The following is a 14,048-nucleotide window of genomic DNA, read 5'->3' as shown; positions in this document are numbered from 1 at the left end:
GTTGTCAGTTGTTACTGGTAAGAGTTATTTACCAATTACCAATTACCAAATTATTATGACTGTAAAAACTTTAACAATAAATGGGGAATTGATTAGCGCTCGTGAGAATGAAACCTTACTAGAAGCAGCGCAGGAAGCGAGTATTCATATTCCTACATTGTGCCATTTAGAAGGTGTAGATGATATTGGTGCTTGTCGTTTATGTTTGGTGGAAATTGCTGGTAGTAATAAATTACAACCTGCTTGCGTGACTAAAGTTACAGAAGGAATGGAGGTGAATACAAATAGCGATCGCTTACAAAAATATCGGCGGACAATTGTAGAAATGTTATTTGCCGAAGGTAATCATGTTTGTTCCGTTTGTGTTGCTAATGGTAACTGTGAATTACAAGATTTAGCCATAGAAATGGGCATGGATCATCTCCGCTTAGAATATCAAAATCCTCAGCGAACTGTTGATACTTCTCATCATCTTTTTGGCATAGATCATAATCGTTGTGTGCTTTGCACTCGCTGTATTCGGGTCTGTGATGAAATCGAAGGCGCACATACTTGGGATATGGCAGGAAGAGGATCAAAATCTCATGTGATTACTGATTTAAATCAACCTTGGGGAACTTCCCAAACTTGTACTTCCTGCGGTAAATGTGTGAATGCCTGTCCCACAGGGGCGCTATTTGATAAAGGTTCAAGTGTAGGCGAAATGAAACATGATCGGGGCAAAATTGAATTTTTAGTAACTGCAAGAAATAAAAAGCAATGGAATTTTTAATATCTAATATCTCACGCAGAGGCGCAGAGGGAGAAATACATGAATTTTAAATATCTAAAAATCTAAAAAAATGACTAAAATTAAATTAGCAACGGTGTGGTTAGGTGGTTGTTCTGGTTGTCATATGTCATTCCTTGATTTAGATGAATGGTTAATAGATTTAGCCGCACAAGTAGATATAGTTTATAGTCCCTTAGCTGATATTAAAGAATATCCCGAAGGTGTAGATGTAGTATTAGTTGAAGGTGCTATAGCTAATGAAGAACATCTAGAATTAATTCACAAAATTAGAACCCGAACTAAAACAATAATTTCCTTTGGTGATTGTGCTGTTACTGGTAATGTTACCGCTTTGCGTAATCTTTCCGGTGGTGCTGAACCAGCCCTACAATTAGCTTATATTCAAGAGGCTTGTATTAATCAACAAATTCCCAATTCACCAGGAATTGTTCCCCCTTTACTAGATACAGTTGTCCCTGTGCATAAGGTAGTATCAGTTGATATTTATTTACCCGGTTGTCCACCTTCTGCACCTCGCATTCGTGCCGCACTTGAACCACTATTAAAAGGAGAAAAGCCGGAAATTGTCGGCAGAGAAATGATTAAATTTGGTTAATTAGTGATCACGACCAAATAAATATCTTCTTTCTTCTTCTTTCTCCTGACTCCTATTTTTTCTGAGGTGACTTATGTTAACAGCAGCAGATGTAATGACTAAAGATGTGGCAATGATTCGCAGTTCAGCCACAGTCAAAGAAGCAGTTGATTTAATGAAAGCTAGAGATTGGAGAGCATTAATTGTAGATCGTCGTCATGAACAAGATGCTTATGGAATTATCACAGAAAGCGACATTGTTTATAAAGTCATTTCCTACAGCAAAGATCCAAATAAAATCCGTGTTTATGAAATTATGACTAAACCTTGTATTGTCGTCAATCCAGAATTAGGTTTAGAATATGTAGCCAGATTATTTGCTAACCACCATCTCCGCCGTGCGCCTGTAATTAGTGGTAGATTATTAGGAATAATTTCACTTACTGACATCTTAGCCAGAAGTAGTTGTTTAGAACAACCGCGCTCATTTTTGTTAGAACAAGAATTACAAGATGAAATTAAAAAAGCTCGAATTGTTTGTGCAGAAAAAGGTATTAATTCCACAGAATGTGCAGCCGCTTGGGATGTGGTAGAAGAAATTCAAGCTGAAATTGCTCACCAACTCTCTGAAAAACCTCTCAAAACTGCCTTTGAAGATTACTGTGATGAATATCCAGAATTAGCAGAATCTAGAATTTATGATTTGTAATTAATATCCGTAGGTTGGGTAGAACAAAGTGAAACCCAACAAAATCTTTGATAATGTTGCGGAAATGTTGGGTTTCCTTCCGTCAACCCAACCTACAATTTTATATAATTACCAATCACCGATTATTTATGAAAACAATTGTTATTGACCCCGTTACTCGCATTGAAGGCCACGCGAAAATTAGCATTTATTTAGATGATGAAGGTCAAGTGAATGATGCTAGATTTCATGTCACTGAATTTCGCGGGTTTGAAAAATTTTGTGTCGGTCGTCCATTTCCAGAAATGCCAGGAATTACTGCGAGAATTTGCGGTATTTGTCCAGTCAGTCACTTATTAGCATCAGCCAAAACAGGCGATCGCATTTTAGCCGTCACAATCCCCAAAACAGCCACCCAATTACGCCGTTTGATGAATTTAGGGCAAATCATCCAATCCCATGCCCTCAGCTTCTTTCACCTCAGCGCACCAGACCTATTATTAGGTATGGATAGCGAACCAGAAAAACGCAATATTTTTGGTTTAATTGCCGCTGAACCGGAATTAGCCAGAGGTGGAATCCGTTTACGCCAATTTGGACAAGAAATCATTGAATTATTAGGAGGCAAAAAAATTCATCCTTCCTGGGCTGTTCCTGGTGGAGTTCGTGACCCTTTAACAACAGAAAATCGCACCCACATTCAGCAAAAAATTCCTGAAGCCAAAGCCACTGTAATTAGTGCCATAGCTTTATTTAAAACCCTATTAAAAACTTATGAGAAAGAAGCAAAAACCTTTGGTAATTTTCCGAGTTTATTCATGGGTTTAGTCAGTTCTGAAGGTTTATGGGAAACTTATGATGGACATATCCGATTTGTTGATAGTGGAGGAAACATCGTTGCTGATCAACTTGACCCCACTAACTATCATGAATTTATCGGTGAAGCGGTGCAAACAGACTCTTATTTAAAATCACCTTATTATCTTCCTTTAGGTTATCCTGATAGCAGTGATCATTGTCGTTTAGATAGTGGAATGTATCGCGTCGGACCATTAGCTAGATTAAATATTTGTAGTCAGATTGGCACACCTTTAGCAGACACAGAATTAAAAGAATTTCGTAGTTATGGAACCGGAACTGTTAAATCATCATTTTTCTATCATCATGCCCGGTTAATTGAAATTTTAGCAGCAATTGAACATATAGAGATTATCCTTGATGATCCAGATATTTTATCAAATCGTCTCTGTGCTGAAGCTGGTATTAATTGCCTAGAAGCTGTGGGTGTAAGTGAAGCCCCAAGGGGGACATTATTTCACCATTATCAAGTTGATGAAAATGGTTTAATGTTAAAGGTAAATTTGATTATTGCCACGGGTCAAAATAACTTAGCAATGAATCGTAGCGTTGCCCAAATTGCCCGCCATTTTATCCAAGGTGATAACATAAAAGAAGGAATGTTAAACCGTGTCGAAGCCGGAATTAGGGCTTTTGATCCTTGTTTGAGTTGTTCAACTCATGCAATGGGACAAATGCCTTTATTAATAGAAGTAGTAAATAACAATGGTGCTGTAGTTAATCAAATTTGCCGTAATTAAGTATTTAGATCCCCGACTTCTTGAAGAAGTCGGGGATCTGGGGATCTGGTATTTTTATGATATAATTTAAGCTAAACTCATATTACCCAAATTTTATCTATTATTTAGAATGCTACAGTGACCCATATCAAGATTTACAAGGTAAATTTGGCTATCGTCACAAATCAATTATCCTCCCTAATGAGTCTGTCAAATTGCCATCTTTCTCGGAATTAATTTTAGATTTAACTAAAGTATTTCCAGGGGAAAATTAAGTTATAAAATTAAAATTTGCAAAAATTGATAAAATATGCTATTCTAATTGTCAAGTGATATAATGGGATAACTATAACAAGTTACGATATTGTCAGTATAAATAATAAGCGGCTATAGCAGCCGCACCAGTATCTATGCTGAGTTTTCACTCATGTTTACACCTGCTACAATAGGGTCAAAATTTGTGGGAAACCGGGTATTATGATCACAATCTGCTTTTTCTAAATGCGTCCCCTGTAAATTAGCTGTACGTAAATTTGCAGAAAATAACATTGCTCCGCGCAAATCTGCATTTTCTAAATTAGCTTCACTTAAATCAGCAAAACTCAAATCACATCCTCGCAGATTTGCACCACTGAGATTAGCTGTACTCAAATCAGCATAACTGAAATCAGAGCCTTTCAAGTCAAAATTTTGTAGATTAGCTTCTCCTAATTCTGCTTTTTCAAAGTCTCTTTTTCCGACTGCATATTCTTCTACAATCGTAGCAGCACTATTAATTGACTGTTGAAAATTAACTTCAGGCATAGAGCAGCCTCACAATTTATCTAAATTTTTTACGGAATTCCCAATGCTATCTACATTCATATTATAACGGATATGCAAAAAAATACAGGCTATGTTTACATAAGTTTGTTTTCAGTGTTTTTGTGTCTTATCAGAAATTTCTCAAATCTTTATGCTAGTTTTAAAGCAAAGGATAAATCATCAGGAGAATACTCCCCTTTTTATCCTTCCACGGTCTTTCGCAAACAACTAGCTACAATAAATTCGGTTAATTTGTCAAATTTTCAGCCTTATACAGCCAGTAAACACGCGGTATTAGGCTTAACTCAAACAGTGGCTTTAGAAGTTGCCCAATCAAATATTCGTGTTAATGCAGTATGTCCGGGGGTGATTGATACAGATCTGGCTCGTCCTTTCTTTTCTATTCCTTTTTATCGAGAGTTTATTAACAAACATCCCATGGGTAGAGTCGGAAAAGAAGAAGAAGTTGCTAATGTAGTAGTTTTTCTTTGTTCAGATCAGGCTTCCTTTATTACGGAAGAATACCTTGTCATAGACGGAGGTTTTATGGCTCAGTAAATGACTTCAAAAATAACAATTTATTTGATGTTTCAAAAACATTTAGGAGGAAAATTAAAAATGCCGTGTTGTACTAGATCAAAAGAGTTGAAAAATAATGGTAACTGCAATGGTGATTGGTTATGGCAATGATTTACGTGGTGATGATGCTATTGGACAACAAGTGGCAAAAGCTATCAAAGATTGTTGTTTATCATCTGTGCAATCCATTGCAATTCATCAATTGACACCAGAATTAGCTGCACCTTTAGCAAATGTCAATTTAGCAATTTTTGTTGATGCTTGTATCAATTCCCAATCTGGTCAGGTGCAGGTGCAATCATTATTACCGTCTGAGTTGAATACTATTAATACCCATATTAGTAATCCGTCATCCCTACTTGCCCTTTCTCAAATCCTCTATGGTCATTGTCCCTCAGCGTGGTTAGTCTCAGTCCCAGGAGTGAATTTTGAACTGAGCGATCGCATTTCACCAACAGCAGAAAAAGGTATAGCGATCGCCATAGTTACAATTATGCAAATTCTCAATACAAGCAAATAAAAGGATAGTCATGGAAGCACCTATCAAACCAATCACCAACAAGCCTTACAATATCTTTTGTCCAGAGAAATTAAACCCATTAGATGCCATTTTTGCACCTAAAACTGTTGCTGTCATTGGTGCAAGTGAGAAACCCGGAAGTGTGGGACGGAATCTACTTTGGAACTTAATCACTAATCCCTTTGGAGGAACAGTTTTTCCCATTAATCCTCAGCATTCTAGTATATTAGGAATTAAAGCTTATTCTACTATATTTGATGTTCCTGAAAAAATAGATTTAGCTGTTATTGCAACTCCTGCATCTACAGTCCCAAAAATTATTGCTGATGGCGTTGAGTCCGGAATTAAAGGAGCAATTATTATTTCCGCCGGATTTAAAGAAGTAGGTGAAAAAGGTCTAACTTTAGAACAGGAAATCCTGCAACAAGCACACCGAGGAAAAATTAAAATTATTGGACCAAATTGTTTAGGAGTAATGAATCCAATTTCCGGTTTAAATGCCACATTTGCTAGTAAAATGGCACTACCAGGAACAGTTGGCTTTATTAGTCAAAGTGGAGCATTATGTACATCAGTTCTTGATTGGAGTTTACATGAGAATGTTGGTTTTAGTGCCTTCATTTCCATTGGTTCAATGTTAGATATTGGTTGGGGAGATTTAATTTATTATCTCGGAGATGATCCCCATACTAAAAGTATTGTAATTTATATGGAATCCATTGGGGATGCGCGTTCTTTTCTGTCAGCAGCGCGAGAAGTGGCATTAACAAAACCGATCATTGTCATTAAAGCCGGTCGTACTACAGCCGCAGCTAAAGCCGCAGCTTCTCACACGGGTGCATTAACAGGAAATGATGCTGTATTAGATGCAGCTTTTCGCCGTTGTGGGGTATTACGAGTCAATAGTATTTCTGATTTATTTGATATGTCAGAAGTATTAGCAAAACAACCCCGTCCCCAAGGTTCACGATTGACGATTTTAACTAATGCTGGTGGTCCAGGAGTATTAGCAACAGATACATTAATTGAAAATGGAGGAGAATTAGCAGCAATTTCTCCAGAAATAATGAGTTCTTTAAATGAAATTTTACCCCCGCAATGGAGTCATAATAATCCTATTGATATTTTAGGAGATGCTGATCCCCAACGTTATAAAAAAGCCTTAGAAATTATCACAAAAGATCCCAATAGTGATGGGTTATTAGTAATTTTAACGCCTCAAGCAATGACAGATCCTACCCAAATAGCCGAACAATTAAAACCTTATGTACAAATGTCTGGTAAACCAATTTTAGCCAGTTGGATGGGTGGTGCTGATGTAGCTGCGGGACAACAAATTCTTAACCGTCAAGGTATTCCCACTTATGCTTATCCCGATACAGCAGCGCGGGTATTTAGTTATATGTGGAAGTCCAGTTATAACCTGCGCGGTATTTATGAAACTCCAGTTTTACCGACATTCACTTGTGATGCTAATACTCGTAATTGTGCTAAAGTGGAAAATATTATTCAAGCCGCAAAAACAGCAAAAAGAACAATTCTCACGGAATTTGAATCTAAGGAAATCTTAGCCGCTTACGGTATTCCTATAGTTGCAGGTTGCATTGCTGAAAGTGCAGATAAAGCAGTTGAATGTGCAGAAAATCTGGGTTATCCCGTTGTTTTAAAACTTTATTCTCAGACTATTACCCATAAAACTGATGTGGGTGGTGTGCAGTTAAATCTGCAAAATGCGGAATCGGTAAAACTTGCTTATCAAAATATTGAAACATCAGTAAAACAGAAAGCTAAAGCCGCAGATTTTCTCGGTGTAACTGTACAACCAATGATAAAAACAGATGGTTATGAATTGATTATTGGGAGTAGTTTAGATCCGCAATTTGGACCAGTATTATTATTTGGTGCTGGGGGACAATTGGTGGAAGTTTTTCAAGATAGTTCTATTGCCCTTCCTCCTCTCAATACTACCCTAGCCCGGCGAATGATGGAACAAACTAAAATTTACAAAGCCTTGCAAGGGGTCAGAGGACGTAAAAGTATTAATATTACTGCTCTTGAACAATTAATGGTAGAATTTAGTCAATTAGTTGTGGAACAACCTGGGATTAAAGAAATTGATATTAATCCGTTGTTGGCTATTCCTCCCACTCCTATACATCCCGGAGGATTAATTGCCTTAGATGCGCGGATAGTTTTACATTCTGCTGATGTGGAAAAACATCAATTACCAAAATTAGCTATTCGTCCCTATCCTAGTCAATATATTAGTAATTGGAAATTGAACAATGGTACACCAATTACTATTCGTCCTATTCGTCCCGAAGACGAACCTTTAATGGTAGAATTTCACAAGACCTTATCAGAAGAAAGTGTTTATTTCCGCTATTTCCACATGATTAAATTGAGTCAACGCATTACCCATGAACGACTCACCCGAATATGCTTTATTGACTATGATCGAGAAATGGCTTTAGTTGCAGAATACCAAAATCCCGAAACAGAAAAGCGGGAAATATTAGCAGTAGGAAGATTAAGTAAATTACATGGTAGTAATGCGGCAGAATTTGCTATGCTAGTTAGCGACAAATTTCAAGATCAAGGCTTAGGGACAGAATTACTCCGCAGATTGTTAGAAGTTGGTAAAAACGAGAAAAGTTGCTGTATCTATGCTGATATTTTAGCTGATAATTCAGGTATGCAACGAGTATGTGAAAAACTTGGGTTCCAAATCACAAATACAAGTGATACAACAGTATTAAGGGCAGAAATTAAACTTTAAATGGGGTTGGCTGAAAAAATTTTTCAGCCAGTTATAATTAGGTGGACAGGAATCTGTTACAGTATTAGTCTGTAAATAAAAGCTACATAGCATAGATGTTTTTGAATTATGTAACCTATGCCGGCGAATTCCTGTCCTGAAAATGATGCTGATAACGGAAACTCTGATCCCCTTGACTCTATCTTTACTGACCTATCAGTAGATGAGGAATCAGAAGTAAGGATGGATTCCGCGTCTCTACCACCAAGCCGATTTAAAGGCCGTAGAGGCAAAGCTGCTCTAGTTTTAACTATAGTCTGGAGTGGTACTATTACCTTGCATTTAGTTTCCTGGGGTTCGATATTTGTCCTGGGACTAACAACAATGCTAGGTATTCATGCTTTGGGGATTATTTTCGCCAAACCCCGTCACCATTCCCAAGAAATAGAGGGAGATTTGCCTTTTGTTTCTGTGTTAGTGGCTGCTAAAAATGAGGAAGCGGTAATTGCCAGATTAGTCAAAAATTTGTGTAATTTGGAATACGGTAATGGTCAATATGAAGTCTGGATTATTGATGATAATAGTACGGACAATACACCCCAATTACTCGCCCAACTCAAGCAAGAATATCAACAACTTAATGTATTTAGGCGTGATCCTGACGCTAGTGGCGGCAAATCGGGGGCATTAAATCAAGTATTACCTCTGACAAAGGGAGACATTATTGCTGTATTTGATGCCGATGCCCAAGTTACACCGGATTTGCTATTACAAATAGTTCCGTTGTTTCAAAAAGAACGGGTAGGGGCGGTACAAATGCGTAAAGCGATCGCCAATGCTAAGGAAAATTTTTGGACTAAGGGACAAATGGCGGAAATGTTGTTGGATATTTGGTTTCAACAACAGCGTACCGCTATTGGTGGGATTGGTGAACTTCGAGGTAATGGTCAATTTGTCCGTCGTCAAGCGTTAGCAAGTTGCGGTGGTTGGAATGAGGAAACTATCACCGATGATCTGGATTTAACTATCCGTTTACATCTGGATAAATGGGATATTGAATGCGTTTTTTATCCGCTAGTGCAAGAAGAAGCGGTAACCAATGCTACAGCCCTTTGGCATCAACGTAACCGTTGGGCAGAAGGTGGTTATCAACGTTATTTAGACTACTGGGATCTGATTCTCAAAAACCGCATGGGGACAAGGAAAACCTGGGATTTGTTGATCTTTATGGTGACAATGTATATCTTACCGACAGCAGCAATACCAGATATTTTCATGGCGATCGCTCGTCATCGTCCCCCCATATTAAGTCCTGTAACTGGCTTATCTTTGGGAATGTCAGTAGTAGGAATGTTTGCCGGTTTAAAGCACGTCCGTTCCGATCAACAATTTAAACCATCTACCTATTTAATGGTACTTTTACAAACCCTGCGCGGCAGTTTATATATGTTGCATTGGTTAGTAGTTATGAGTAGCACAACGGCGCGAATGTCTTTCCGACCAAAACGCCTTAAATGGGTAAAAACTGTCCATACAGGTGTTGAGAAATAAGGAAATAAAAACCATAAATTTTGCAGGGTGAAGGATGAATTTTTTATCCTTCATTTTTTTGTATTGGCAACCAATCATCTAAAATTTGTTCTAATGAACCAATGGGGATAATAGGAAATATGTCAAGGGGAAGTTGTGAGCGATCGCTTGCTTCTAATCTAGCATCTTGATAACATTCATTAAATATTTCTAAAATGTAAGGTTTTAAACTAGGACTATCTTTAAGAGAGTTCTTAATCTGTTTGCGAAATGTTCTAATTTCCCCTAACCAATGTCCTTGATTACGTTCTCTTTCACTATCCCAACATTTGAGTTTTAGTAGATGTACAAGCAGCTTAGTTAATAAACTTTCAATTGCTCGTTTCTCACTTTTACCCATAGTTTCTAATTCTTCTAATAAATTCTCTAAATCAACAGCAGAAAATTGTCCTGTGCGAAGTTGGTTAATGGTTGTTCTTATCCACAGGTAATAATCTTGATCGTATAAGGTTTGAGTTGTGGGTTGTGTTGATGTAACCATATACTGGTGAGGATTTTACTATTTCTTTTATTTTAGGTTAATTTAGTGATAACTGTTATTAATTGAGTTGCAGATTTTACAAACTTGATTTATACTGGAAATAAGAGTTTATGAAATTAGCTTATATGTCAAATTTACTGGAAAGAATTACAATAAATCCTAAACAATGTGGTGGTCGTCCCTGTATTCGGGGGATGAGAATTAGGGTATCAGATGTATTAGATTTGTTTGCGTCTGGTTTAAGTGCTGAAGAAATTCTAGAAGAAATGCCGGATCTTGAAGCTGATGATCTCAAAGCAGCACTTTTATACGCTTCACGAAAACTCAATCATCCGGTGTTAGTTGCATGATAATCTGGATTGATGCACATTTATCACCATCTATTGCTACTTGGATTACTGAGACATTCAGTATAACTGCTTTAGCCTTGCGTGATGTAGGACTACGAGATGCTGAAGATGAGGAAATTTTTGCAGCAGCAAAAGCTCAAGGAGTTATTTTTATTACCAAGGATAGCGATTTTATTGATTTAGTTGATCGTCTGGGAACACCCCCGCAAATCATCTGGTTGACCTGTGGTAATACTTCAAATGCTAGACTGAGAGAGATTTTGAGTGCAAATTTGCTGGAAGCTTTGAAGATTTTATCTTCAGGTGAGGCATTAGTGGAAATTACTTGAGTTAATAGTAGGCATATATCAAGTAATTGGTTAGGAACAAACAGATTTTCAACCCTGTCACGTCACCTGCTATATCAGAAATACTTATGTATATATATTTAAATAGCCCTTGCAAATACATAATTTTTTTGTATAATATTTTCAATACAGTGTATAAATTAATAAAAAAATGCTAAGTCAATTTTTACCAGATAACCCTAGTAATACAACTGAAATAAAAACAACTATTTTAAAAATTAGAGGTAAAACCTTAATATACGGAAATGTTGTTTATCAAATTCATAATATTTCGAGCATTGGTTTAGTTGATCTGACAACCACAAAACCAATACCCAAATTATATTGGTCTTTGCTTGTAATAGGAATTTTATTTCTTCTTATTCCTAATGCACAACCAAGAATATTAGGATTTTTGCTTCTAGTTATTGTATCTTGGTTATTCTATCAACACAATTTGAAAAAAACTACGGAAAGGTATGGCATGACAATTTATGCCAATTCTGGGACTAAAACAATATTGGTTAGTAGAAGTGAGGATTTTATAAAAGGAGTAATTATGAATTTGTATAATGCCATGAATAGTGAGGAGCTAAAAGCCATTAATTTTAATTTTGAAACTTTGGATATGTCATCATCATCAGTTAAGATTGGAACAAATATAGGCGCTCCTGTAGTTACAGGTTCGGTTTCAGGAGACGTTGTTAGTCAAGTTTAATGTTAGTTGAAGTGATAAAAGATTTATTCATATTCAAAAATCTGAGGAGAAAAAACATGGAAAACAACTCTGTCAATATTGGAACAAACATAGGTTCTCCTATTGTAACTGGTTCTGTTACGGGAACTGTTTATAGTGGTTTCAAAGACTCATTCAACACTTATGGGAATCAGAAGAGTCTTGCAGAGGCAGCATTTGAAATTCAGCAGTTACTTGAACAATTGGAAAAATCATATCCAAGTAAAACAACAGTTGAAAAACTGACTTTTGCTGCCGAAGCTATAAGTCGGATTGATAGTGACCCTAAACTGCGTCCAAAAGTTATAAGTGCGCTGAAGGCTGGTGGAATGCAAGCTTTAGCGCAAGCTCTTAACCACCCTGTAGTTAGTTTTTTTATTGCTGCTTTAGAGGATTGGCAAAAGTCAAATTAAAAAATGAGCATTGCTGAATTGAGGTATGAAAATCAAAAATTTCATTTCTCAAACTCTTATTTTCTTTGCGCCTCTGCGTGAGAAAAATTCATACCTTCATTCACCAACGCCAAAAAATGTATAGTTTTTAATTAACTCAAAGCTGAGAGCGATCGCCTACACTAGAAAATAGATGTATGCCTTATCTTCCTATTGAGGTCAGTTAACATGGATATCAGTGTAACTTTAAATGAAATCAAAGCCCTGAGTATTGCCGATAGAATTCGGATTGTACAAGATATTTTAGAAAGTATCGCAGCAGAACAGGCTTATCCCGATTTAACAGCAGCGCAAAAACGAGAACTTGATCGTCGGATTAGTGATTATGAAACAAATCCAGATGATGTAATGACATGGCAAGAAATCAAAGCTTCAATTAGAGATTAAATAAGAAGTATTAATAACAATTTCACTCGTGTTAGGCCTTTTCTATATCTGATAATAATTCCTCTGCACTTAAATCAATTAATGGCACTCCATAATCATTTAATTTAAGAATAAAAGTTACTCTCTCTACTCCCAGTAACGCCGCAGCCATACCAGAAGAAAGGCGTTTCATTTCATATAGTTTAACTGCCATTGCCCATTTTGCTTCTTGTTCAAACTGTTCTCTAGTTTTACCAACAGCATCAGGTAAAGTTTCGGGGTAGTTAATTTTGAGTTGCAAAGACATGATTTATTGTATAGCAAAGGTTGATAAAATAATAACAAAGATCATGATTAACTCAAAGTATACGGCGATATCTGGGTTGTGGTGCGATTCCTAGGTCGCGCTTCGCTATCGCACCATCAAATTAACTCAAAGCTGAGAGCGATAGCGAAGCGCTCCGTAGGAATCGCCTTCCGTGGGGTTAAAGTCGGTAATGCGATCGCCAAGTCTATCAATTGGCATGATTCACTCAAATTCTTTTAATAGTTTCATAAGATAAACCAGTTGATTCTGCAATAATTTCTATGGCTATATTTTGCTCTTTCAAAGCTTTAGCAACTTTCTCAATACCTTTCTCAATACCTTTCTCAATACCAGCTTTCTCACCTTCTTCAAAGGCTGTATCAAATACATTTTTCACCTCTAAATACTGGACTAAACTCTTCTTATATTGTTGATAGCCAAAATCTGTATAAGGATTAAAGTATTTTGCAGCCATAACTACTCCTCCAAGATTATTTTAATGAAATACTCGCTGAATAACTTTAGAAAACTCTGTCTAATATTTCCTGTATAGCACAAAAAATGGGCGTAATTTTAATAGCTTCATAAGATAAACCAGTTGATTCTGCAATAATTTCTATAGCTATATTTTGCTCTTTCAATGCTTTGGCAACCTTCTCAATACCTTTCTCAATACCCTTCTCAATGCCCTTCTCAATACCGGACTTCTCACCTTCTTCAAAGGCTGTATCAAATACATTCTTCACTTCTAAATACTGCACTAAACTCTTCTTATATTGTTCATACTGCTCCACATTTAAGTGAGATATTTCCGCTATTTCAAACCCTTTCTGAAATATTGGTTCATTTAATATCACGGGTATATGATTAAAACTTTCTAAGTTCTTCAAAAAATACAGCCATTTATCAAAATGCGTCATTAATTCATTTTCTTGTTTATTAAATAATGGCATTTGTAAAAATTTAAAGTTTAACTTATCAAAGAAAATATCACCATCTTGATCTTTTAGACATACATCGCGCCTAAATTTAGATGTTGTATTTTCGTCATATTCAAAATCTAAAATGGCGATAAAATAGACGGGTAGTAAAAAGAAATTCCAATCGCCTTTTTCTGATTGTTCACGAATGGGGAATGTGGAATAAA

18 protein-coding genes and 1 pseudogene are annotated in these 14,048 nt (G+C 36.5%); 14 read left to right on the top strand and 5 right to left on the bottom strand.

Annotated elements, in window-relative coordinates; translation table 11 throughout:
* Positions 1-55 precede the first annotated feature (55 nt).
* From hoxU to AN490_RS18285, 5 genes and pseudogenes are all read left to right on the top strand, one after another.
* A complete protein-coding gene (gene hoxU / locus AN490_RS18305; protein ID WP_300006403.1) occupies positions 56-772 on the top strand; it encodes a bidirectional hydrogenase complex protein HoxU in 717 nt (238 codons plus the stop codon).
* Positions 773-842: 70 nt separating this feature from the next.
* Complete coding sequence (locus AN490_RS18300) at positions 843-1,388, top strand: oxidoreductase (protein ID WP_300006336.1); 546 nt, start codon at positions 843-845, stop codon at positions 1,386-1,388.
* A gap of 73 nt (positions 1,389-1,461) precedes the next feature.
* A complete protein-coding gene (locus AN490_RS18295; protein WP_300006334.1) occupies positions 1,462-2,076 on the top strand; it encodes a CP12 domain-containing protein in 615 nt (204 codons plus the stop codon).
* Between the two features lie 128 nt (positions 2,077-2,204).
* Entirely contained in the window at positions 2,205-3,653 is a 1,449-nt protein-coding gene (locus tag AN490_RS18290) for a Ni/Fe hydrogenase subunit alpha (protein ID WP_300006332.1), read from the top strand.
* Positions 3,654-3,754: 101 nt separating this feature from the next.
* A pseudogene (locus AN490_RS18285) lies at positions 3,755-3,907 on the top strand (Uma2 family endonuclease); the annotation flags it as partial.
* A 133-nt stretch (positions 3,908-4,040) separates the two neighbouring features.
* Here the strand turns inward: AN490_RS18285 and AN490_RS18280 are convergent.
* Positions 4,041-4,436 (bottom strand): pentapeptide repeat-containing protein, encoded by a 396-nt coding sequence (locus AN490_RS18280; protein ID WP_015079810.1) that lies wholly within the window; start codon positions 4,434-4,436, stop codon positions 4,041-4,043.
* Between the two features lie 252 nt (positions 4,437-4,688).
* On the opposite strand from AN490_RS18280, the gene AN490_RS18275 reads away from it, so the two are divergent.
* The 4 genes from AN490_RS18275 (at position 4,689) to AN490_RS18260 (ending at position 9,844) form a co-directional block, all read left to right on the top strand.
* Positions 4,689-4,994 (top strand): SDR family oxidoreductase, encoded by a 306-nt coding sequence (locus AN490_RS18275; protein WP_217359799.1) that lies wholly within the window; start codon positions 4,689-4,691, stop codon positions 4,992-4,994.
* Positions 4,995-5,091: 97 nt separating this feature from the next.
* Entirely contained in the window at positions 5,092-5,535 is a 444-nt protein-coding gene (locus AN490_RS18270; RefSeq protein WP_168652088.1) for a hydrogenase maturation protease, read from the top strand.
* Positions 5,536-5,545: 10 nt separating this feature from the next.
* A complete protein-coding gene (locus AN490_RS18265) occupies positions 5,546-8,314 on the top strand; it encodes a bifunctional acetate--CoA ligase family protein/GNAT family N-acetyltransferase (RefSeq protein ID WP_300006326.1) in 2,769 nt (922 codons plus the stop codon).
* A 117-nt stretch (positions 8,315-8,431) separates the two neighbouring features.
* Positions 8,432-9,844 (top strand): glycosyltransferase family 2 protein, encoded by a 1,413-nt coding sequence (locus tag AN490_RS18260; protein ID WP_300006324.1) that lies wholly within the window; start codon positions 8,432-8,434, stop codon positions 9,842-9,844.
* A 43-nt stretch (positions 9,845-9,887) separates the two neighbouring features.
* On the opposite strand, the gene AN490_RS18255 is transcribed toward AN490_RS18260, so the two are convergent.
* The gene (locus AN490_RS18255; RefSeq protein WP_300006322.1) at positions 9,888-10,364 is read right to left on the bottom strand and encodes a DUF29 domain-containing protein; all 477 of its coding nucleotides are present in this window, start codon (positions 10,362-10,364) and stop codon (positions 9,888-9,890) included.
* A gap of 125 nt (positions 10,365-10,489) precedes the next feature.
* On the opposite strand from AN490_RS18255, the gene AN490_RS18250 reads away from it, so the two are divergent.
* The 5 genes from AN490_RS18250 to AN490_RS18230 all read left to right on the top strand — a co-directional run bounded on the left by AN490_RS18250 (position 10,490) and on the right by AN490_RS18230 (position 12,615).
* On the top strand, positions 10,490-10,714 hold the full coding sequence (locus tag AN490_RS18250; RefSeq protein WP_300006402.1) for a DUF433 domain-containing protein: 225 nt from the start codon (positions 10,490-10,492) through the stop codon (positions 10,712-10,714).
* Positions 10,711-11,043, top strand: coding sequence for a DUF5615 family PIN-like protein (locus tag AN490_RS18245; protein WP_300006320.1), 333 nt, complete (start codon positions 10,711-10,713; stop codon positions 11,041-11,043). The genes AN490_RS18250 and AN490_RS18245 overlap by 4 nt, the downstream gene beginning before the upstream one ends.
* A gap of 169 nt (positions 11,044-11,212) precedes the next feature.
* Complete coding sequence (locus AN490_RS18240) at positions 11,213-11,758, top strand: DUF6232 family protein (RefSeq protein ID WP_300006318.1); 546 nt, start codon at positions 11,213-11,215, stop codon at positions 11,756-11,758.
* A gap of 56 nt (positions 11,759-11,814) precedes the next feature.
* Positions 11,815-12,189: a hypothetical protein gene (locus tag AN490_RS18235; protein ID WP_300006316.1), complete on the top strand. Its 375-nt coding sequence runs from the start codon at positions 11,815-11,817 to the stop codon at positions 12,187-12,189.
* 207 nt (positions 12,190-12,396) lie between these two features.
* Positions 12,397-12,615, top strand: a complete 219-nt coding sequence (locus AN490_RS18230) for an addiction module protein (protein WP_213711031.1) — start codon at positions 12,397-12,399, stop codon at positions 12,613-12,615.
* Between the two features lie 31 nt (positions 12,616-12,646).
* Here the strand turns inward: AN490_RS18230 and AN490_RS18225 are convergent, their stop codons facing one another.
* From AN490_RS18225 to AN490_RS18215, 3 genes are all read right to left on the bottom strand, one after another.
* Entirely contained in the window at positions 12,647-12,901 is a 255-nt protein-coding gene (locus tag AN490_RS18225; protein ID WP_039200860.1) for a UPF0175 family protein, read from the bottom strand.
* Positions 12,902-13,127: 226 nt separating this feature from the next.
* Positions 13,128-13,376, bottom strand: a complete 249-nt coding sequence (locus AN490_RS18220) for a hypothetical protein (RefSeq protein WP_053540488.1) — start codon at positions 13,374-13,376, stop codon at positions 13,128-13,130.
* Between the two features lie 46 nt (positions 13,377-13,422).
* Positions 13,423-14,048, bottom strand: a 626-nt coding sequence (locus tag AN490_RS18215) for an Rpn family recombination-promoting nuclease/putative transposase (protein WP_300006310.1), incomplete at its 5' end; no start/stop codon positions are given.

Source organism: Anabaena sp. AL09, from assembly GCF_001672255.1.
Lineage (GTDB): Bacteria > Cyanobacteriota > Cyanobacteriia > Cyanobacteriales > Nostocaceae > Dolichospermum > Dolichospermum lemmermannii.
This window is presented reverse-complemented; position numbering and strand designations above follow the sequence as displayed.